Consider the following 21,174-nt stretch of genomic DNA (forward strand, 5'->3'; position numbering starts at 1 on the left):
TAGCTAGGGCAAAACAAGGGACGGCGGATTATGATCTACAACTCAGCAACGGACTGGCGTCAGGCTACGCGAAAGAAGGTGTTGTTCTTCGGTATGTCCGGGTTGGGAAAATCCTATGTCTCAAACACGCTGCGAGATGCCGGGGACTGGTTCCACTATTCAATCGATTACCGCATCGGCACCCGCTATATGGGCGAACATATCGCGGACAATGCCAAGGCTGAGGCGATGAAAGTACCCTTTCTCCGCGAACTTTTGCTGTCGGATTCAATATATATCGGGTCGAACATCACGTTTCAGAACCTGACCCCGGTGTCGACTTATCTGGGCAAGCCGGGCAATCCCGATCTGGGCGGCCTTGAAATCTCGGAATATCAGCTGCGGCAAGACCAGTTTCGGCAGGCCGAAATCCATGCCCTGTTGGATACCAAGTATTTCATAGACCGGGCCAATCGTCTTTATAGCTATCCACACTTTATCTGCGATACCGGCGGGTCAATCTGCGAATGGGTAGAGCCTGAAAATCCAAATGACCACATTCTGACCGAATTGTCGCGCCAGACCCTGATGATCTGGATCAAGGGCGATGAAGCCCACACAGAAGAACTGATCAAACGCTTCGACAAGGCACCAAAGCCTATGTCCTATAAGGCCGAGTTCCTGCAGCGGGTTTGGGACGAATACCTCGCCCTCAACAAGTGTTCCGGCACCAAGGTTGATCCGGATGCATTCATCCGCTGGACCTATGCGCAAGCGCTGGCGCACCGGCAGCCACGCTATGAAGCGATGGCCCGAAATTGGGGCGTTACAATAGCAGCCGATGACATCGCCAAAGTGCGGGATAGTGGCGATTTCGATGAGTTGATCGAACGCACCCTTGAGACCCGCCCCAACCCCGCCTAAGTTCCAGACTTCCTTCGCAGTTTCAACAGCGTGACCAAATGCCGATCAAAATCCCCTCTGACCTGCCCGCCTTTGAAGTCCTGACAAATGAGGGCGTCATGGTCATGGCTGATGATCAGGCCGCACGGCAGGATATTCGCCCCCTTCGGATCGGGCTTTTGAACCTGATGCCAAAGAAGATACAGACCGAAAACCAGTTCGCACGCCTGATCGGAGCAACCCCACTGCAGATCGAGCTATCGCTGATCCGCATGACGGAACATCAGACCAAGAATACCGCCGCCGAGCATATGGCCGAGTTCTACCATCCTTTTCAGGAGGTGAAGAACCAGAAGTTCGACGGCCTGATCATAACCGGTGCACCAATCGAACATCTGGATTTCGCTGACGTCACCTATTGGGATGAAATCCGCGAAGTGTTTGAGTGGACCCAGACCAATGTGCATTCCACATTCGGCGTATGCTGGGGTGGTATGGCGATGATCAACCATTTCCACGACGTTGAAAAACACATGCTGGATGCGAAGGCCTTTGGCTGCTTCCGGCACCGGAACCTTGCACCCGCGTCTCCATTTTTGCGTGGTTTTTCTGATGATTGCGTGATACCCGTTAGCCGCTGGACCGAGATGCGGCAATACGAGATCGATGCGGTTCCTGATCTGATCACCCTGCTTGGCAGTGATGATGTCGGCCCCTGCCTGATCGAAGATCCCGTGCATCGGGCGCTCTATATCTTCAATCACTTTGAGTATGACAGCGATACGCTCAAACAGGAATATGACCGGGACATCGCAAATAACACGCCGATTAATGTGCCTATCAACTACTATCCCGACGATGATCCAAGCCAGAACCCTCAGAACAGGTGGCGCAGTCACGCGCATCTGCTTTATGGTAACTGGATCAATGAAATTTACCAGACAACCCCGTTTGATATGAGTAAAATTGGCCAGTAAGCTTTTGATATCGCTCAGCGTTGCGCTTGTGGGTCTCGCCCTTGTGACCGCATGGCGCAGCGCGCAGCGTGAAAGCAGCGCCGAGGCTTCGTTTCCGCCAGAAGGCCAGATCGTCGATGTCAATGGCGTTGCTGTGCATGCCGTAGTGATGGGCGTAGGGCCGGATGTGGTGCTTATCCACGGGTCCAGCGGAAACACGCGCGACATGACTTTTGCGCTGGCCCCAATTCTGGCCGAGACCTATCGCGTCATCGTCTTTGACCGCCCGGGTCTTGGATACTCAGATAGCTTTAACTCCGACGGCGAAACCATTGTCGAACAATCGGAAATCCTACAACGAGCCGCATCGAAACTAGGCGCAGAAAAACCGATCGTCGCCGGGCAAAGCTATGGCGGTTCGGTTTCGCTTGCCTGGGCTGTCACCCGGCCCGACAACATCGCAGCTTTGGTCCTGATCGCTCCGGCGGCGATCCCGTGGGAAACACCTCTGGACGCGTTCAACACTATTGGTGCGACGACAGCGGGCAACGCCCTTGCCTTGCCTTTGGTCAGCGCATTTGTTCCTGACTGGTTTGTTACGAAGGCATTGGACCAGGTGTTTGCACCGCAAAAAGCCCCCGAAGGATATGCCGAGCATTTCGGGCCGGGCTTGACCATGCGCCAGTCTTCGATGCACGCAAATGCCAAACAGCGTGCAAATCTGCTGGATGAAATCACCGAGCTTCAACCCCGCTATGGCGAGATCTCCGTGCCAACCGAAATTGTCCACGGTACGGCGGATACGACTGTCGGGCTGGGCTGGCACTCCGAGCGCCTGATCGAACAAATCCCTGGCGCTGAGCTGATCGAGTTGGACGGTATCGGACACATGCCGCAGGTCGTGGCAGCCCCAGAGGTTGCCGCCGCAATCGACCGCGCAGCCGAGCGCGCGGGTTTGCGTTAAGTCCATCCGTAATTCATAGTAAGATATGGATTTTATGGCGAGGCCGTGCATGACCCAATCAGACCCGGACACTATCGAGAACTATTTTCACAACCACGCCCCAAAACCCATACGCTCGGCTATTGAAGAGGCCAAGAAGGGTGAAATTCTGAACCCGACCTACCCCTACTCCAAAAAGCTTAAAGGCAAGGAATACGATCAGCAGATGGAAGGTCTGCAAATTGAGCTGGTCAAGATGCAGCGATGGGTCAAGGAGAATGACCAGCGCATCGCTATCCTGTTCGAGGGCCGTGACGCCGCTGGCAAAGGCGGAACCATCAAACGGTTTCGCGAGAATTTGAACCCAAGGGGCGCGCGGAACGTGGCGCTTAGCAAACCCTCGGACGCAGAACGCAGCCAATGGTATTTCCAACGCTATATCTCTCATCTCCCATCGGCTGGTGAAATCGTGTTTTTTGATCGCAGTTGGTATAATCGGGGCGTTGTCGAAAATGTCTTTGGCTTCTGCACGACGGAAGAGCGTGAACGTTTTTTCAGGCAGGTCCTGCCCTTGGAAACCGGGTTTAGCAATGATGGCATACATATCTTCAAGTTCTGGCTGAATGTCGGGCGCGCCGAGCAGCTTAACCGCTTTCTTGCCCGCGAAACCGACCCTCTGAAGCAGTGGAAACTCAGCCCGATCGACATCGCAGGCCTACACAAATGGGACGAATACAGCCAGTCGATTACCGAAACCCTTACACGAAGCCATTCCGAAAACTGCCCTTGGACGATCATTCGATCGGATGACAAGAAACGCGCCCGGCTGGCAGCCATTCGCACCGTGCTAAGCCAACTCGACTACGAAGGCAAAAACCTGGAAGTGGTGGGCATGCCGGATGAAAAGATCAGTGGTGGTCCGGAAATCTGGGATGCATAAGCTAATTGCAACACTCTGCTCAGCCTACGCTGGATTAGGCCCTGGCCGCTGCATATATACAATAAAACGCGCCTGAGGCCGGGATGACGAAACGCGGATATCACCACGGAAACCTAAAGCAAGCCTTGATGGAGGCCGCCTTATCCCTGATCGAACAGAAGGGACCGACCGGTTTTACATTGTCAGAGGCCGCAAAGACCGCTGGGGTCACTCCCGCAGCCGTCTATCGCCATTTCGAAGGGCGTGAGGACCTGATCGCCGAGGCTGCCCGTCAGGGGTTTGAGATGTTCGCCGACCTGATGCAATTTGCCTATGACAAAGGGCAACCCTCGGCACTTGCGGCGTTTGAGGCCACGGGCCGCGCCTATCTTGCCTTCGCCCGCAAGCACCCCGGCTATTATATCGCGATGTTCGAAAGCGGGATTTCAATCAATCGTACACCGGAACTGGCGCTGGCCGCGAACCGGGCCAAAAACGTGCTTGAAAAGGCCGCCAGCGATCTGTCGCAGCATATTCCGCCGGAGAAGCGTCCGCCCGCTTCGATGTTCAGCGCCCATATCTGGGCCATGAGCCATGGTGTTGTCGAACTTTTCGCACGCAATACCGGCGCAAGTTCCCCCTTCCCGCCTGAAGACCTTCTGGAGAGCGGAATTGGTATCTATCTGCGCGGTTTGGGTCTGGTCGCACAGGACGAATAAGACCCTGCCAGTCAATCACTTTCGCGGGCGGTCCCGCCGTCGATCAACGGGACTCCCGCTGCCCTCACGCCTGCAATAAGCGCATCAACCGGTTGCGACTCTTTGAATACGCGGCGTTTCAGGGCCTCCAGCGGAAAACCAGGCCAAGTTTTCTGGTAAACATTGGCGAGACGCCGTGCCTCGACTTGTTCGCCATTGTTCCAATGCGCGGCCATCAGATAGGCCGCTGATATCGGCCCAAATGGTCCTCCGCGCTCGATCGTGTCCTCGTAAGTTCGGATCGCCGCTGCATAGTCTCCGGTATGAAAATGCACAGACCCTAGTACATTGCCAAAGACAAGCCCGCCGCTGCGTTCCGCAAGCTCTTCATACCATTCAGATTGCGCCAGGATCCGCTCGAAATTCAGAGTATAGAGTGAAATAAGTGCATCGAATTCAGCGACATGCGGATCGGTGGGGGCCAGATCAACGGCTCTGCGAGACAGGGCTGATGCCCGATCGTAATTGCCCAGTGCAAATTCCAGCCAGGCCCGCGCCGAAAGCGCCCAAGCCTCATCAGGTGCGATATCCATCGCATGGGCGCTTTTTTCATTGGCAGACTTCAAATACTTTTCTGCATCCGGTTCAAAGAACAACAAAATGGCCAGCATGGTCTCGACCTGTGCCGCTCCGGCATAGCCACAGAAAAAGAGTGGATCTCGTTCAATCGCCGTCTCAAAAATCAGCAAAGCCGGTTGCAGACGCGATAGGTCAACGACGGGGAACATCACATCGCGGCCAGCACTGCAAAGGTTTATCGCTTCTACCCGGGCGGGAGATACGTCATAAATCGCGCTTTGCCCTCGGCCCACAGCGCTGCGTGGCTCATTCTTTGAATAATAGCCTGATACCCAGATGCCTACGCCAATCAAAGCCAGAAAGAACGCGATGACCAACGCGCTTCGCCGAATGCCCTGTGGGTTCTGGGCTTGCGAACTCCCCAGCGTAAATTCGGGTGCATAGCTACCGACAGGCAGCGAAATCACCACCGCATCAGTTGCGCCATCACCTCCGTAGTAAGCTTTTAGCTTTCGCCGGACACGACCCGCATCGACGCGCACAACCCCTTCCCGCTTGGTCAAGTCGTCGGCGCTGTAACCATAAACATCCATGGCAATGGTCTTGGCGCGGATCTCATCCTTGCGGCCCGCAAGCGCTTCGGTCACGACATAGCTAAGAAAGGCCCGCATTCGGGCAGATCCTTTGAAGCCACCTGAGTTCAATACCCGCTCAAGAGCACTTCGCACCTCCTCATCCGAGAAAGAAGGCGCTGTGTCACGTTGTTTGTTATCCGCCTGGGCAGTCAAGAACTATCCTTTCATGACAATGGCTTGACCCCATGGTGCTACGGTAGCATGCGGCTTTACACGTTCAAGTCATATTCTAGGGAACGCATGCTTTACGAGCAATTTCCACGAAGGCAACGCGGATGGACGAAGAAGACTTCTTTGACGCACAATTCCCGGGAACCTCCGTTCTGATGCGAAACATGCGCGCCCAAGACAGTGAGTTCGACCGGATTTGCCTCGATTATCAGGAGATGATGACCGAGCTGGCACAGTCTCCTCTTTCCGACACGGGCGTTCGCCCTCGGTACCTCGCGGATCTGGCGGAAACCGTTACTGATTTGCGAAGCTCTATCGAAGCAAAGCTGTCAGACGTTCCGGGTACGCCTGGGCATATGGATAAAACGAAAGGCTTGAAATGACCCTGAAACACATTTTGCCCGCGCTAATCCTCACCGCAGGTTCGGCATATGCCCAACAGAACCCGATTATTCACGATGGTGAGTTCGAATTTCTGCGTGCCCAGTTCGGCGCGGTCTGGGATGCCCAGGACATTGAGATTGACGCGAAACTGGCCGAAATCCGCGACGCAAACGGGGGCAAACCACCCAATATCCTGTACATCCTGATCGACGACATCAGCTTTGGTCAGATGGGTGATCGCAAGATGAACTACGTCATGGGCATCGAAACGCCCAGCATCAACCAGTTCGCCACCGAAGGTTTGTCGCTGATGCGAATGTACACGGAACCCTCGTGCACGCCGACCCGAACGGCGATGCTGACCGGGCGACATCCGGTGCGTGCCGGTGTGACAGAAGTCAAAGTGGCTCTGGTAGGCGAAGGCCTTCCAGCCAGCGAGGTGACCCTGCCCGAGATCCTAAAAGAGGTTGGCTACAACACCGTGCATGTTGGCAAGTGGCACCAAGGTGACATCGAACAGGCCTACCCCCACAACCAAGGTTTCGATTGGGCCGCCTTCCCCCTGCATCAACAAGTTCAACTGAGCCTCATGACCCCCGAGGCGATGCGCGCGAATAACATGCTCGGATACGTGCCCGAGGGGCAGAACAATCAGTTTCTGCTGGATGAGCGTTTCAAACCCTACGGACTGGTGACTGGTGTCGAGGCAGAAGCAGGCGGCACCGCCCGAGAGGTGGATATGTCACCGGGCGAGGTCTGGACCCAAGCCAAGTATGAAGCGATGAACGAGAGGTATCAGCGTCAGGCTCTTGAGCAATTGGAGCGTGCCGCAGCCGAGGAAGAACCGTTTTTCCTGCAATATTGGCCGCTCTACCCGCTGAATTTCGTTTATTCCGAGAACGCGATCTCTCGCAACGGCGGGTTTCATGCTGACAAACTGCAACTACTGGATGGCTGGATCGGTGACCTGCTGGTCAAGCTCGAAGAAACCGGAGAAGCCGACAACACGATTGTGGTTTTGATGGCCGACAATGGACTGATGTACCACTACGAAGGAACTTCGGGGCTCAATCAACTGATCTATCGTGGCGGTAAGACACAACATCTGGAAGGTGGCGTACGCACGGATGCATTCATTCGCTGGCCCGGAGTAATCGAGGCTGACAGCGCCGCCGGAGATATCTTTCATGTGTCTGATATCTATACCACAATGGCTCGGATCGCAGGCGCGACTGATCATATCCCGCGCGACCGCATCATCGATGGTGTCGATCAGACCGCCCTGCTGCTGAACGGTGAAGGCAACGGTCGCCGCGATTATGTATATGTCTATGAAGGCCCGGTTTTGCGCTCGGTGGTCAAGCAGGAATTCAAGATGCACCTGCCCGCGCCCGGCCAACCCGGAGCGGCGGCCCCGACCTTCAACATCTATCGTGATCCACGCGAACTGCACCCTTTGGTCGGTTACTCACTTTGGGCCGGAGCGTCGTTTCAGGACATGATCAAACGCCATCAGAAGATGATCGCGAAACACCCGCATTCCGAAATCGGGCGCGGCATCCCCTACGAGGGCATCGACAACCTGCGCCCGGAATCTGAACTGGCTCGCGATGTGTTCACCAGCTGGCAGCAGTGAAGGCTACAGAAATTCCTGTTTAAATATGATAATGCTTTAATGTGAAATCAGCGGCAGGAGTGTTTGCGTTCCGCCCAGTACACGATCGGGGGATATCGAATGAAGATTTCAGGGGTATTGGTTTTATTCGTCGGCCTTGCCGCGCGCAGCACGTTCGCGCAAGAAAACCCAATCCAACACGATGCCGAATTCTATATCTTGCAAGCACAGCGCGCAGAGCAATGGGCCCAGGATGATATGGCTGTGGATGAAGCCCTGGCTGCATTTCGCGAAGGCAACAACGGCAAGCCACCGAACATCATCAGCGTTCTGATCGATGATCTGGGATTCGGCGACATGGGGATACCCGAGTTGAACGCCGTTCGGGGTTATTCGACGCCGAATATCAACAATTTCTCCGACGACGCGATGCGCATGGTTCGGATGTATACCGAACCCTCTTGCACCCCTACTCGCGTCGCCCAAATGACGGGGCGGCTGCCTGTACGCATGGGAATGGGCGATACCACCGTTGATATTGCCGGCTTTGGCCTGCCGGGGGAGGAAGTGACGTTGGCCGAAGTGCTGAAACAGGTTGGTTACGCAACCAGCCATGTTGGCAAGTGGCACATGGGAGATATCGCGGAAAGTTGGGCGATGAACCAAGGCTTTGACTATGCGCAACACGCCATTCACCAGCAGGGTCAGCTGACGATTTTCAATGATGATGCAATCAAAGAGCAGGTCTCGGTCGCGATCAGAGATTATGATGACAAATACACGCTGGACGGTTGGTTCAGGCCGGACGCCTCAGCGATGATGACCGTCATCGAAGGCGAAACGGGCGGTCCAATTCGCGAAATTCGGATGGAGTCAGGTGAGCGCTGGAATGCGGCCAAATACGATGAGATGAACCAGGCCTTTCAGGACAAAACCTTGTCAGAGCTTGAACGTCTTGCCAGCGACGATACTCCCTTTTTCCTGCAATATTGGCCGATGATCCCTCTGGATAATACCCGCGCCGGACGTTCTGGTCCCGAAAGCGCGAATGGCGGTCTCTATGTCGACAAGATGCAACTTTTGGATCAATGGCTGGGTGATTTGTTCGCCAGCATGGCAGAGTTGGGGGTCAGCGAGAATACCATCGTCATCGTTATGGGGGACAACGGCCACTTTACCAAATACGCCCCGCAATCGGGCTATACTCCGATGATTTATGCTGGTGGCAAAGGGGATACGACTGAGGGCGGCGTTCGGGTCGACGCCTTTATTCGCTGGCCGGGGATGATTCAGGCAGATGGTTTGCTGAACAGCATCATTCACGTGTCGGACCTTTATACAACGCTTTCGCGTTTTGCGGGGGCCGAGCAATACATCCCGCGAGATCGTCTGGTGGATGGCGTCGATCAATCCGCAGCGCTATTGTTTGCGGACGAAGCCAAAGCGCGCCGAGATCACGTGATCATCTATTCGGTGAACAAACCCGAGGCGATCGTGAAGGACCAGCTTAAGCTCAAACTGCCGGGAGCCGGGGAAAGCGCTATTCTGGCAAAGTTCTTTGATCTCTACCGGGACACGCGCGAGGAATATTCAGTCTCGACCGAGGTTGGCGCCTGGGGCGGGCAGGAATTCGCACGCATCCTTGGCCGACACATGGCCCGCAAAGAGAAATTCCCCGACACGCCACCCGCGTATGGCGTGCCCTATGAAGGGATCGAGAACCTGCGCCCCGAAACCCAACAAGCGGTCGAGGCTTTCCTGATCAAAAGCCAATCCCCGCAGCAATAGCACGGTGTCGCCGTCGTCATTCACTCAAGTTTCTAGGATCATCACATGCTTGGATTACTCCTATTCGCACTGGGTTTAATCGGATCACTTGGGATCGGGTTCGTCTACTTCCGTGATTTGGGCGACGTGTCCCAGATGCTGTTGAAGGTAAAGCGCGAGAATATGGTGCGTTTCATCCGCAATGAATACCGCTTGATTGCCATCGGGTTGGGCGCATTTGCTCTCGCAACGCTCGCGCATTTCGCCCTGGGAGCCGGGCCGTTCTGGCTTTGGCTCATTGCCGCTTTACTTGTTCTACTTCTCTATGGCTTTCCCTATGTCTGGGTTCATCTAGGTCTGAGAAATCAGCTAAATGACGCGCAGTTTTTTCCCATCGACGAGGCCCGCAAATATGTCGGGCCGACTGCCCCCGTGATGGTGATTGAAAATGACGGCCATGCCCGAGCCCATCCTGATGCACAAATCATGCGCCCACATTTGGCGGGCGATGATAAAGGGCTGGGCGGAGAAGACGTCGTGATGACCTATTGCGCCATGGCCAATCTCGGTCAAGGCTATGCGCCAAGCATCGAAGGCAAACGGCTGAACCTTGAGGTTCTCGCCCAGCATGGCAACAACCTGATCCTGCGGGACAACGATACTGGCGAGCCCATCCAGCACATATACGGTTTTCGCGAAGCGGATCGTGACACAAATGCACACGGTCTCGCGTGCCCTCTGCGGCCCGAAGCGCAGATGACACCCTGGCCAACCTATCGGATGACTTTCCGTGGATTTCAAAAGGCTTTCCCGGAAGGCGAGGTGTTTTTGAACAAACCCTCCCCAAACCCCTTGCTGCGGCTGCTGGACATGATGACCGAGATCACGTTCGGCTGGGGCATTGGCCGCCAGCATCAGGAAGAGGCTCCGGTGATGGACAACATGGACCGTTCGGACAATCGGCTGCCGAATAAAACCTATGTCTGGGGGATCACAATCGGACAGGATGCCACCTGCTGGACCGACGATTTCGTTGTCGACAACGATTGGATCGTCAACGCGCGTGTCGGCGGGCGGGATATCGTCGTCAGCCTCGATCCAAAATTTGAAAGCTTGGGCGTTTGGTACAATGACAGCGGTCAACCCGTGACCCAATGTGACTTTTGGGGAATGTCTGATCAGGGCCAACTGCAACGGGTCGAAACCCTGCGCGCAGGCGTGTTCTGGCATGTCTGGTCCGAGTTTTTTCCCAGCACCGATATCAATCGTGTCGGTGACGGCGCAGGCAAATCCGAAGACGTGGCAGCATGAAAGAATGAACATTGCGCTTGGCTAGATTGGCATGAGGCGACAACGGAATTTCAATTCAAGGTTCTTGGCGGGAGACGGAAAAATGGATGTGACAGTAAAGTGGACAGGATTGGCGCTTGGCCTCGCAATGGCAGGTTCGATGGCACCAATGGCCTTGGCCCAACAGTCGGACTGGTCATATGAGGCCTCAATCTATCTTTTCATGCCGGAAACTGAGACCTCACTCAGCACACCGATGGGTACACTGGATGGCACCCTGAGTTTTTCCGATGCGTTGGACAATCTCGATTTTGCTTTCATGGCCGCGTTTGCCGCCACAAATGGCCGGTGGTCCCTGTTGGCCGACTATAACTATACCAATCTGTCTTTCAGCAGCGACACTCCCGGCCCTGCCAGCTCAGGCTTGGACACATCCTTTACCACGCAATTTCTCAGCGGCTATGTCGGCTATAGGGTCTACGAGGATCAAACCGCGAATGTGGATATTGTCGGTGGATTCAGGTGGTTCAGCACGGAAACCGACTTTGAATTGCAACCAGGCGCGGCCCCCGGCCGTCGAACAACGGTTGATTCAAGCTGGACCGATCCCGTGATCGGGGCCCGCGCACGCGTCAAGTTCTCGGACAAATGGTCAGGAACTGGGTTTGTAGACTATGGCGGCTTCCGCAGTGGCAGCGAGACATGGCAGGTTCTGCTGACAGCCGACTATGCGATTAATGATCGTTGGCTGATCCGCGGTGGATACCGCTATATCTCATTCGACCACGACATCGACGGAAACGATTTCAAGTTCGACCAATCCGGTCCAATGATTGGCGCGACTTACCGCTTTTGAGCGGCTTTTAGTGACCGCCAAAGTAAGCCTCGAGCAATCGCTTATCATTCCGCAACTCATCTGCGGTGCCTGATGTCTGCATGCGTCCTGACTCGAGCACGTAAATCCGGCTCGCCAGCGAAAGCGCGAAGTTGGCGTTTTGCTCGGTAATCACCACCGTCAGCCCGTATTCCTTGTTGAGCTTGCGCACCACCTCGGCGATTTCGTGACAGATTTTCGGGGCCAGACCAATCGTCGGTTCGTCGACGAGCAACAGCTCGGGGCTGGTCATCAGCGCGCGTCCGAACGAGACCATCTGACGTTCCCCGCCCGACTGGGTCGAGGTCTCCTGCCCTTCCCTCTCTTCGAGACGCGGGAACAGGCTGTGTACCATTGCCAGATTGCTTTGGATGTCTTCGCGGGCCGTGAAGGCACCGACCATTAGGTTGTCACGCACCGACATATAGGGAAACAGGTTGAAGCGTTCGGGCGCATAACCCACGCCATGTCGTACAATTTCGGAAGGCGTCCGACCGGCAAGGCTGTGCCCCCTGAGCCGGATATCGCCCTCGATTTTGACTAGCCCCATGATGCTGTCCAGCAAGGTCGATTTTCCAGCCCCATTTGGACCCACCACAGCGACAATTTCACCGGGTTGGACGGTGATCGAGATGTCGGTCAGCGCTTGCGCCTTGCCATAGAATGCCGACAGGTTTTCGATTTCCAGATACGACATTACGCGCCCCCCAGGTACGAGGCCTGAACAGCCTTGTCGTTCATGACTTCGCTGAACGAGCCCTCGGCAATCATGGTGCCCCGTTCAATGGCGATCGCACGGTCGACCAATGGCTCAAGCGCAGGCAAATCATGGCTGACGATCAGAAAAGTCATCCCATCTTTGCGCATCGACTGAATGAGATCAGAGATTTGGGCGATCTCTCCTGTGGTGAGACCCGCAAACACTTCATCCAGCAGCATCACCTTGGGCGCGGTTGCCATTGTGCGCGCCATCTCAAGTTTACGCAGATCACCCATGGCCAGTTCTGTCGGCGCGCGTTTCAAGTCCGCTTCTGTAAACCCGACGCTGAGCGCAAGCTCTCGCTCACGTTCTTTATCTGGGGGTGAGACGATCATCTGCCAGATATTGTCGGGCATTAGGCCAACCCGGATATTTTCGGCAACGCTCATATCACCAAACGGGCGCGGGATCTGATAGGTTCGGCTGACCCCGGCCCGAATGCGTTGTGGCGTCGACAGTGTCGAAATCTCCTGCCCGAACAGTTCGATCGTTCCGCCGTTTTGCCGCAACTCACCCATGATCTGGCTGAACACGGTCGTCTTGCCTGCCCCGTTGGGACCGATCAATCCAAGCGACTCGCCCTCTTTGAGAGAAAACGACAGATCATTCGTCGCGACTAATCCGCCGAAACGTTTTACCAGACCTGAAACCTGTAACGCCACGCTCATGTCGTCCGCCCCTTGCCCAGGCCTTTGAAACCACGCCGAACCAGCTCAACAATGCCTTTCGGCTGATACATATAGAGGAGCAGCGCTATGGCTCCGTAGACGAAATACCGTTCGGCGCCAGGAAGGACCGGTCGCAGATACTCCAACAGGAATGTCATGAAGAACGCGCCGATCATGGGGCCGATGATGGTCGAGGTTCCGCCCAGAAGTGCCGCAACGATGATTGTGAACAGGAAGTTAATATCAAACAACGCACGCGGCGCGAGCGATCCCAGATAGTGAACGTAGAAGGCACCACCCAAGCCCGCGATCATCGCACTTGTCAGAAAGGCAAAAGCCTTGAGGCGTGTGGTGCTGAGACCCGAACCGCGCACACTTTCTTCGTTCATACCGATGGCAGACAAGGCCGTTCCAAGCCGCGTCTTCATCAGCAACCACATGCTGACGGCGATCGCCAGCATCAGCGTCGTGGACAGGTAATACCCGTTGGCCGCGCCGCGTGTCAGCGTTTGAATGCCCGACATGCCGCGCGTTCCGCCAGTCAGATCCGGGCGAATGACCTGGACCAGTTGATACAGCAATTCCATGAAGGCCAGTGTGACCAGAGCGAAGTAACTGCCCCGAATACGTAGCGCCGGTAGCAGTACCAGCAGCCCTGCAATCATGGTGACAAGCACCGCGATCGGGATCGAGATTTCAACCGCGACATCGAACCGCTTTGTCAGGATCGCAGTGGTGTAGGCCCCGATACCGATCAGGAATGGATGACCAAAGCTCACATAGCCTGTTCGGCCAGACAACACGTCCCAGCTGATAGCGAAGATCGCCAGGTAGTTGGCAAAGATCATCGTGCGCATCGTCCCGTTCGAGACGAATTGCGGAAGCAGGAACATTCCGACGATCAAGCCACCCCAGAGTGCAAAGTGAAACCAGCGTAGCCCCATCGTCACAGCTCCTCTCGGCCGAACAGGCCCTGCGGTCGCGTGACCAGCACCCCGATGATCAACAGCATCGTGAAAACACCGCGCAACTCAGGTGCAAGCGTCGCCACAACGATGACTTCGAGGAAGCCCACAATATGCGCCACCACCAAAGTGCCCAGGATCGATCCGATCCCGCCAACGATAACCACAGCCACCGAAATGATTAGCGGAGCCACCCACATGGAGGGCGATAGCTGAGTGTAGCTGGCAAAGAAGACGCCTCCGATTGCGCCCAATGCGCCAGAGATACCCCAGGTGATCAGATTGATGCGATCCGGATCGATCCCGGAAATTGCAGCGCCTTTAGCATCCATCGACACCGCCTGCATCGCCCGTCCGGTATGTGTCAGCCGCACAAAGGCATAGAGCCCAAGCAGAATTGCCCAGCTAATAAGGGTTGCGATCAGGATGTTATACGTGACCGAGGCCCCGGCCACATTGATCACCCCGGGAACAATCGGCAAAAGGATTTTGCTGCTGTCGCCAAAGACCAAAACGATCCCGGCCTGAATGACGACCGCAAGGATCAGCGTCGAAATCTCGACAGCCACGTGATCCCCTTTGAGCGTTTTGACAATCAAACGGTACTTCAGAACTCCCATCAGAACACCCAGCGCGGCGGCCACGGCAACCCCCATAAGCTTAGGCATTCCAAGTGACTGCGATATCCAGAAGTAAATGTAGCCGCCGACCATCAGATAGGCGCCATAGGCGAGATTCAGAACGCGGCCTATGCTGAAGATCAGCGTAAACCCCATTGCTATAAGCGCGTAGAGACCGCTGAGCAAAAGCCCCTGAATCAGTATCTGCAACATAAATGGATCCTTGGCTGCGGGTGCGCGCTGCCGCGCACCCGTTTCAAGCTAACGACGCGACCGGGTTACGGCTTGACCCAGCTGGGAAGCGTGAATTCGCCCGTCGCGTATTTCTCGGGGTACACAACTGCGGCAGTGCCGTCTTCATACCACTGAACAACGACCATCGACGGGGCCGCATCATCAAACGGCTCGGAAAGATCAAAGCGAATGTTGTGGGGATAGGTGCGGCCTGTCACAGGCTCGACCTCATCATCGCCCCAGAAGGCATAGCGCAGCCAAAGCTGACCATCCATCTCAAGAACCAGATCCTGCTTCTTCATCGCATCGGCCCAGCCTTCGACATTGTCGAAGCCACCCGCCTCTTCCGCGGCAGCCATGGCCTGCTTCAGCCCGTGATAGGCGTTGAACCCATTGAAATGCGGCAGCAGTGGGCGGCTGTCATACTTGGCCTGATAGGTGTCGACAAAGGTCTGGCTTGCCGGGTCAAGTTTGAACCCTACAGACGGGATCGGTGACAGGGTCGAGATGCCGCCACCGGCTCCGCCAGTGTCTTCCCAATATTCCATACCCAATGCGGCTACGTTCACACCTGTCATCGCCATGGGGACCTGCAGTTTCACATATTGCGACGAAACCACCTGAGAATTCACGGATGAGACCTGATAGATGAAATCCGCCCCTGTATCCTGCGCCCGGCTGAAAATCGGCGCGAAATCTACGGTGGCGACGTCATAGGTGATGATGTCCTTGACCTCGATCCCCGCAACCGGCGCAAGCGCCTCGGTCACCAATCCGGTGATCGCTTCGCCAAACGCTGTATCCTCAGCCAGAATGACAACGGAGTCCCAACCCATCTTTTCCTTCAGAACATCCGCGCCGAAATTGATATAAAGCGTGGCAAGCGCCTCGTCTGAGGCGATGTTCATGAAATATGGTGCCATGCTTTCGGGATCTTCGACCACCATGTCGATGATGCCGATATATGACGTCCACGTGTCCAGCGTCGGAATTCGGTATTCCTGCATTCGCGGCAGCCAGCCCAGCGAAACATCATCGATAGAGCCTGAGATGATGAAATCCACTTCTTCGGTTTCCGCCAGATATTCATAGGCCCGCACACCTTCAGTCGGGTCCTGACCGGTATCGGCAGACACCAGCGTGATCTGTTCCCCCATAACGCCGCCATTCGCATTAAGCTCTTCAATCGCGATCTCTGCACCACGCAGCGTCGACAGACCGGTGTCTGAGGAAAGAGATCCAATAAAGCCCACCTTGATTTCAGCTGCGGCCGCCGAGGCCACAAGCGCGATACATGTTCCGCTGAGTAGCGCTGTCTTGATCATCACATTAGCTCCCTGTGTCTTATTGTGCCCTTCTTGTATTCTGTATACAGTACACAAGACGATAGTTCGATCAAATCCTTTCTTGGTGACTCATGTTCAGATTCCGCTGATTTCGCCGTTTACGTCGTGAATTACCGCATCCACATCTATTTCCACCGTCAATCCAGGCTGCGTAAGCCCCGCTTGAACGGCTGTCAGAACCGGATCGATATCTTTGAATACCTCTCCGTGAACGCTCGCGAATTCACCCGCGCGCGACAGATCGGTCAGATAGGCGCGGACCCGGCCTACATGGCGCATCTCGGCACCGACGGCCTTAAGCGCCTCTTCTATACGGGACAGAATGTATTTTGTTTGGGCGCCCACATCTCCTGGCGCATGAATACGCCCGCTGGGTTCGATCGCTGTGGTCCCTGCGACCCAAACGAAGGGACCGATGCGCTTTGCGCGGGAATAAGACGCAACTTCTTCGAACCGCCCGCCTGACTTCCAGATGCGGAGGGTCACAGGCCTAACCTCGATCGGATGGCATCCGCCGCTTTCTGCAAGGCTGCTTGTTCTTGATCGGTCAGCCGCAACTCCTCGACTTCGACCAACCCGGAAGACCCCAGATGGGCAGGAACACCAAGCACAACCCCATCGATGCCATATTCCCCCTGCAACATGACCGAGACCGGAACCGGGCCGGTGCGTGCGCCCCGGATATGGTCGATCAACTCGATCGACGCGTGCGCCGGTGCTATGGTTGCGGAACCGGATTTCTTCAGGGCAACTACCTGCCCACCGCCGGTCACGGCGTCCTGAACGCAAGCCTCGATCTGATCAGGCGATAAAAACACATCCAATGCCCTGCCCTTAATTTTTGCCCGGCTTGGGATTGGCGCCATCTCGTCCCCGTGGCTTCCGAGCGTGAAGGCTTCGACATCAGCGGGCGCTACTCCCGCAGCCATAGCAAGGGCGTTGCGAAACCGGCTGCTGTCCAGAGTACCGGCCATGCCCAGCACTCTTTCACGAGGGAACCCGGTTGCGCTCAGCATTTCTACGGTCATTTCGTCAAGCGGATTTGTCACCACGATGACGATGGCATCAGGCGCAGCGGAGCGTATGGCCTCAGCGGCCTGGCGGATCACGCGCGCATTCACGTCGATCAGATCCGCGCGGCTCATACCCGGACGCCGGGCACGGCCTGCGGTCACCACGACCACCTCAGCCCCTGCCACAAGGTCCAGCGACTCGCCGCCAATACACCGGGCGCGCGCTCCGGTGATGCCTGAAGTGTGATTCAAATCCAACGCGGTTGCAGCCGCCATCCCCGGAGCAATGTCGATCAGAGCAATCTCATCCGCGATATCCTGCATCGCCGCCAGATGCGCCACATTGCCCCCGACGCCCCCTGCCCCGATCATGGCAAGTTTGCCAAGCCTTCGGACCTTGCGTTTCGAACGCACCGGAGCAACCCATTTGGGCGAGCGGCGATACAACACACGCTGCATTGAAATAGCAGCGTCTGTACGCGTTGGTTGTGGCTTTTCCAGCGGTCCGTCGACAAGCTTTATGCCAACACGCTCGGCAGTTTCGCGTGCCAAGGCCGTCACGATATCGTCGGGCAGGACTTCAAACACGATCCGACCGCGACGGCGGGCATCTTCGACCGCCTCTGAACCTATGACGCGCGGCACTGCCATCAGTTGGCTTGCCCGTCCACCGCCTCTATCGCGCGGGTTGCGGCCTCGACGGCGGTCTTGACCGAGTTTTCAGACCCCGAGATGAACAGGCGGCCAAACCGCCCCACGGCGCGCACTTCGACAATATCGATCTCTGCCGCCTTCTCCGCTTCATTCGCGGCAATCGAGATATAAGCAGCCGGGGCACATTCGACGATGCCCAACGTCTGCCCTGGAACGATCAGAGCCCCCTTGCGCCATTTGTTCAGCAGTTGCGCCTGATAGGGTTCGACGCTGGTAATAATCTGCGTGGAACTGATCGCCGGTTTCAACCGGTCAGACATTGTTGCGCCGAGCTCGGCCAGCATCGCATCGCGCGCGGCGGACACCTCCGCATTCGACGGAGACCGCAGGATAAAGAACCCGAACTCGCGCTCGACCATCTGTGTTGTCGCCTCAACCGAAGATGCCTTGAGCGCCCGGTCGATCAGCGAGAATACTCCGTTACCCGGCGCAAACTCTCCGATCAAAACCGTATCCCCGGACAAAGGCACCGACCCTTGCACCGTCGCACCGTTATAGGCGGCGAATTTTGGTTGCAGGTTGTCGATCTGCATCAGCGCCCGGATGGTAATCTCGCTCATGCGCCATACTCCTCGTAAATGTCGCGCCAGGGTCTGCTTTCATAGGCTACCCGTTTGATGTTGATGAGATGCAGGGCCGTCACATTGTCCGAAGTGATCGAACCTGACCACGTGCCAGTGCCCAGCATGAAGGATGGTTCCAGATCAGTCGAATATCCCATACCGCCCAAGATGCCCGGTGTATTCACCAGTACCCGACCCGTCGGCACAGTGGCAAAACGGGCCACGATCTCAGGGTCGTCCGAATGGATGACCGAGGAATGACCCCAGCCTTCGAACTTGGCGATGGATTGCGCCAGATCGATCCCATGGTCTGTGGATTTCGCCGCGTAGAACGCCAGAACGGGGTTCAGCTTTTCTGCAGACAGCGGGCGTTTCCAGCCTACTTCAGTCTCTTCCGAAACAAGGCACCGGGTGCGTGGGGGGATGGAAAAACCAGCAGCGTCAGCCAGCGCCTGCGGGCTTTGCCCCACCTTCTCAGGGTCCATGGCCTGCACGCCTTTGAAGATCACCCCGGCAAGACGATCCGCTTCGGCCGGAGTGCAGAAATAGGCACCTTTCAATTTAAGCTCGTGGCGCAAATCACGTGCGATCTCGGGATCAGCGACGACGGCCTGCTCACTGACGCAGGCGGTCCCGTAGTCAAAGCTCTTCGACGTCACGATCATCTCGGCGACTTCCGCCAGATCGCGTGCTTTCGACTTGTGTACGTAACACGGCACGTTGCCCGCACCGACCGCGAGCGTGGGTTTGCCGCTGGAATACGCCGCTTTGACCATGGCAGGACCACCGGTTGCCATCACAACCGAGGTACGGCGATGTTTCATCAACTCGGCTGTGCCCTGAATTGTCACGGAATCCAGACATTGGATTAGACCCTTGGGCGCACCCATTTGTTCAGCCACGCGCGCCATAATTCGCACCGTTTCGATGCCACAACTCACGCCACGCGGATGCGGCGCGCACACGATCGCATTGCCTGCCTTCACCGCAGAAAGCACTTTGTAGATGATCGTTGAAGTGGGGTTCGTCACCGGGATCAGAGCTGCCACAACGCCCATCGGTTCACCGAAGGCTGCGATCTTTGTCGCATCATCGCGCCAGAGCAATCCCAGCGTTGTCACATCTCTTAGATAATCCGCGACTGAAAGCGCGTTGAACAGGTTTTTGACGCGCTTGTCCGGCACATTCCCATATCCGGTTTCCTCGACGGCCATTTGCCCCAGCCGTTCGGCATCGGGCTCGATGGCGCGCGCCATCGCGTCGACTATTGCGTCTACCTGCGCCGGGTCAGTGCCCAAAAAGGCGCGATAAGCCTCGAAAGCGCTATCTGCGGCACGCCGTGCGGCGGCGATTGATTTCAGATCTGCATCCATCAAGAAGCTCCGGTGACCATGGTGTCAAAGATACGGCGCGCTTGATCAACGTCGCCCGCTGAAACTCCTATGGCTTCGAGGCGCCGTCCGGCGGCAGCCACATCCGCCCCCAAAATTCGGTCGGACATCGCGATTAGGCTGTTCGTCAGCGGGCTCGGGATACCCGCAAGCTCACCCGCTGAGACCAAAGGTACAAGCGAGCCCAACACGCCATCCCGCATCATACCGCGCGACGTTTGCTGATCCGGGATCGGACGCGCGCCCGAGCCACGTTCGGCGCCGGCAAAGGTGGCTATCCACTGCCCTGTCTCCGGCAGGTTGCGAACTCCAAACGCAGCAGCAATGCGTCGCCGTTCGTCTGCAAGCCCCTGAATGACCTCCGTCTGGTCCGGACCAATCAGAGACGCAAAGGTCTGGTTATCCTCAAGCTGAACACCACCCATTGGAATGTCAGGACCACCTGTCCCCATTGCGGCACCGCCGAGGATCAGCGCAGGTATCTCGACTGCGGCCGACAGATCGTTGAAGCCGCACGACAAAACCGAGTCGACCGCCTGAACGTTGGACAAATAGGCGGACACGGCGTCCAGAACCTCTTCCCGACCGCGCGGCAAGGTTGCCGCAGCCATCGGTGCCGCCTGCGAAAGCGTCAAAGCTGCGCCCTCGGAACGGAACCAGTATGGCAGACCCTGAACCTCGACCAGCGTGACGTCCGCCGCGCAGCCTCCGATCCGCAACAACCAGGCTGTTTCCACAGCCCCCAAAGATCGTCCCGGCGCAAGGACCAAGATTTGCCCGTCGCTGAGGTGATCGGCCAGCACCATCGCATAAGTGCGCTGTTTGTGAAGCGGTCCGGTCAGGAATATCACCTGTGCATCGCGCACCGCTGCATCCAGCTCAGCGGTTGTGCGCACCGACGGCCCATCCCGATCGACTTGATAGGTCCCGACCGGACCTTCACCGCGAAGCGAGATGCCCGAGGACTGGGCCAACAGCGACAGTTCGGCCCCATAGGCCGAAAACAAGGTGACTTCAGCCCCTTCGGCAAGACAAAGAGCGGCCAACAGGCGTGCATCAGCCCCGCCGCCCAACACCGATATCCGGTCGAGCTTGGGATGTTCAGGTGCACCCCGGGTTGAGCCACGTGTCGCTGCACGTGTGAATTCCTCGAAACCGGCTGACATAGCGTCTCCTCAAGACAGACG

The 21,174-nt window shown here is 56.5% G+C and carries 21 protein-coding genes; 10 read left to right on the forward strand and 11 right to left on the reverse strand.

The features are described from left to right. Positions 1–30 precede the first annotated feature (30 nt). From ACR0MJ_RS06110 to ACR0MJ_RS06130, 5 genes are all read left to right on the forward strand, one after another. Positions 31–903 (forward strand): ATPase, encoded by an 873-nt coding sequence (locus ACR0MJ_RS06110; RefSeq protein ID WP_480759899.1) that lies wholly within the window; start codon positions 31–33, stop codon positions 901–903. A 38-nt stretch (positions 904–941) separates the two neighbouring features. Next, positions 942–1,859, forward strand: coding sequence for a homoserine O-acetyltransferase MetA (metA, locus tag ACR0MJ_RS06115; RefSeq protein WP_170610376.1), 918 nt, complete (start codon positions 942–944; stop codon positions 1,857–1,859). Beyond that, positions 1,849–2,802 carry an alpha/beta fold hydrolase gene (locus ACR0MJ_RS06120; protein ID WP_480759903.1) on the forward strand — a complete coding sequence of 318 codons (954 nt, stop codon included), beginning with the start codon at positions 1,849–1,851 and terminating at the stop codon, positions 2,800–2,802. The genes metA and ACR0MJ_RS06120 overlap by 11 nt, the downstream gene beginning before the upstream one ends. 49 nt (positions 2,803–2,851) lie before the next feature. Continuing rightward, positions 2,852–3,721, forward strand: a complete 870-nt coding sequence (gene ppk2, locus ACR0MJ_RS06125) for a polyphosphate kinase 2 (protein WP_170393259.1) — start codon at positions 2,852–2,854, stop codon at positions 3,719–3,721. Between the two features lie 83 nt (positions 3,722–3,804). Beyond that, on the forward strand, positions 3,805–4,419 hold the full coding sequence (locus ACR0MJ_RS06130) for a TetR/AcrR family transcriptional regulator (RefSeq protein WP_170393260.1): 615 nt from the start codon (positions 3,805–3,807) through the stop codon (positions 4,417–4,419). A gap of 11 nt (positions 4,420–4,430) precedes the next feature. Here ACR0MJ_RS06130 and ACR0MJ_RS06135 read toward each other — a convergent pair whose 3' ends face one another. Next, on the reverse strand, positions 4,431–5,648 hold the full coding sequence (locus tag ACR0MJ_RS06135; RefSeq protein WP_480759905.1) for a tetratricopeptide repeat protein: 1,218 nt from the start codon (positions 5,646–5,648) through the stop codon (positions 4,431–4,433). Positions 5,649–5,887: 239 nt separating this feature from the next. Here ACR0MJ_RS06135 and ACR0MJ_RS06140 point away from each other — a divergent pair, with 239 nt between their 5' ends. The 5 genes from ACR0MJ_RS06140 (at position 5,888) to ACR0MJ_RS06160 (ending at position 11,695) form a co-directional block, all read left to right on the forward strand. Further along, on the forward strand, positions 5,888–6,166 hold the full coding sequence (locus ACR0MJ_RS06140; protein ID WP_170405375.1) for a hypothetical protein: 279 nt from the start codon (positions 5,888–5,890) through the stop codon (positions 6,164–6,166). After that, on the forward strand, positions 6,163–7,803 hold the full coding sequence (locus ACR0MJ_RS06145; RefSeq protein ID WP_170625986.1) for a sulfatase-like hydrolase/transferase: 1,641 nt from the start codon (positions 6,163–6,165) through the stop codon (positions 7,801–7,803). Before ACR0MJ_RS06140 ends, ACR0MJ_RS06145 begins: the two co-directional genes overlap by 4 nt. Positions 7,804–7,902: 99 nt before the next feature. Continuing rightward, on the forward strand, positions 7,903–9,570 hold the full coding sequence (locus ACR0MJ_RS06150) for a sulfatase-like hydrolase/transferase (RefSeq protein WP_480759910.1): 1,668 nt from the start codon (positions 7,903–7,905) through the stop codon (positions 9,568–9,570). A 45-nt stretch (positions 9,571–9,615) separates the two neighbouring features. After that, entirely contained in the window at positions 9,616–10,860 is a 1,245-nt protein-coding gene (locus ACR0MJ_RS06155; protein ID WP_480759913.1) for a DUF3179 domain-containing (seleno)protein, read from the forward strand. An 82-nt stretch (positions 10,861–10,942) separates the two neighbouring features. After that, positions 10,943–11,695 (forward strand): outer membrane protein, encoded by a 753-nt coding sequence (locus tag ACR0MJ_RS06160; protein WP_480759915.1) that lies wholly within the window; start codon positions 10,943–10,945, stop codon positions 11,693–11,695. A 7-nt stretch (positions 11,696–11,702) separates the two neighbouring features. On the opposite strand, the gene ACR0MJ_RS06165 is transcribed toward ACR0MJ_RS06160, so the two are convergent. The 10 genes from ACR0MJ_RS06165 to ACR0MJ_RS06210 all read right to left on the reverse strand — a co-directional run bounded on the left by ACR0MJ_RS06165 (position 11,703) and on the right by ACR0MJ_RS06210 (position 21,153). Then, on the reverse strand, positions 11,703–12,410 hold the full coding sequence (locus tag ACR0MJ_RS06165; protein ID WP_170393266.1) for an ABC transporter ATP-binding protein: 708 nt from the start codon (positions 12,408–12,410) through the stop codon (positions 11,703–11,705). Next, positions 12,410–13,141 carry an ABC transporter ATP-binding protein gene (locus ACR0MJ_RS06170; protein ID WP_170393267.1) on the reverse strand — a complete coding sequence of 244 codons (732 nt, stop codon included), beginning with the start codon at positions 13,139–13,141 and terminating at the stop codon, positions 12,410–12,412. The genes ACR0MJ_RS06165 and ACR0MJ_RS06170 overlap by 1 nt, the downstream gene beginning before the upstream one ends. After that, a complete protein-coding gene (locus ACR0MJ_RS06175; RefSeq protein WP_170393268.1) occupies positions 13,138–14,085 on the reverse strand; it encodes a branched-chain amino acid ABC transporter permease in 948 nt (315 codons plus the stop codon). Before ACR0MJ_RS06175 ends, ACR0MJ_RS06170 begins: the two co-directional genes overlap by 4 nt. Before the next feature lie 2 nt (positions 14,086–14,087). Further along, entirely contained in the window at positions 14,088–14,939 is an 852-nt protein-coding gene (locus ACR0MJ_RS06180; RefSeq protein WP_170510277.1) for a branched-chain amino acid ABC transporter permease, read from the reverse strand. Positions 14,940–15,004: 65 nt separating this feature from the next. Beyond that, entirely contained in the window at positions 15,005–16,285 is a 1,281-nt protein-coding gene (locus tag ACR0MJ_RS06185; RefSeq protein ID WP_170393270.1) for an ABC transporter substrate-binding protein, read from the reverse strand. Between the two features lie 96 nt (positions 16,286–16,381). Beyond that, a complete protein-coding gene (locus ACR0MJ_RS06190) occupies positions 16,382–16,792 on the reverse strand; it encodes a Rid family hydrolase (protein ID WP_223118136.1) in 411 nt (136 codons plus the stop codon). Continuing rightward, positions 16,789–17,970, reverse strand: coding sequence for a malate dehydrogenase (locus ACR0MJ_RS06195; RefSeq protein WP_480453646.1), 1,182 nt, complete (start codon positions 17,968–17,970; stop codon positions 16,789–16,791). The genes ACR0MJ_RS06190 and ACR0MJ_RS06195 overlap by 4 nt, the downstream gene beginning before the upstream one ends. Then, positions 17,970–18,593, reverse strand: a complete 624-nt coding sequence (locus tag ACR0MJ_RS06200; RefSeq protein ID WP_170393272.1) for a BMC domain-containing protein — start codon at positions 18,591–18,593, stop codon at positions 17,970–17,972. Before ACR0MJ_RS06200 ends, ACR0MJ_RS06195 begins: the two co-directional genes overlap by 1 nt. After that, positions 18,590–19,969 carry an aldehyde dehydrogenase family protein gene (locus tag ACR0MJ_RS06205; RefSeq protein WP_480759918.1) on the reverse strand — a complete coding sequence of 460 codons (1,380 nt, stop codon included), beginning with the start codon at positions 19,967–19,969 and terminating at the stop codon, positions 18,590–18,592. The genes ACR0MJ_RS06200 and ACR0MJ_RS06205 overlap by 4 nt, the downstream gene beginning before the upstream one ends. Further along, the gene (locus tag ACR0MJ_RS06210; RefSeq protein WP_480590605.1) at positions 19,969–21,153 is read right to left on the reverse strand and encodes a hypothetical protein; all 1,185 of its coding nucleotides are present in this window, start codon (positions 21,151–21,153) and stop codon (positions 19,969–19,971) included. Before ACR0MJ_RS06210 ends, ACR0MJ_RS06205 begins: the two co-directional genes overlap by 1 nt. Positions 21,154–21,174 lie beyond the last annotated feature (21 nt).

The sequence above is a fragment of the Ruegeria sp. C6 genome, from assembly GCF_056537625.1.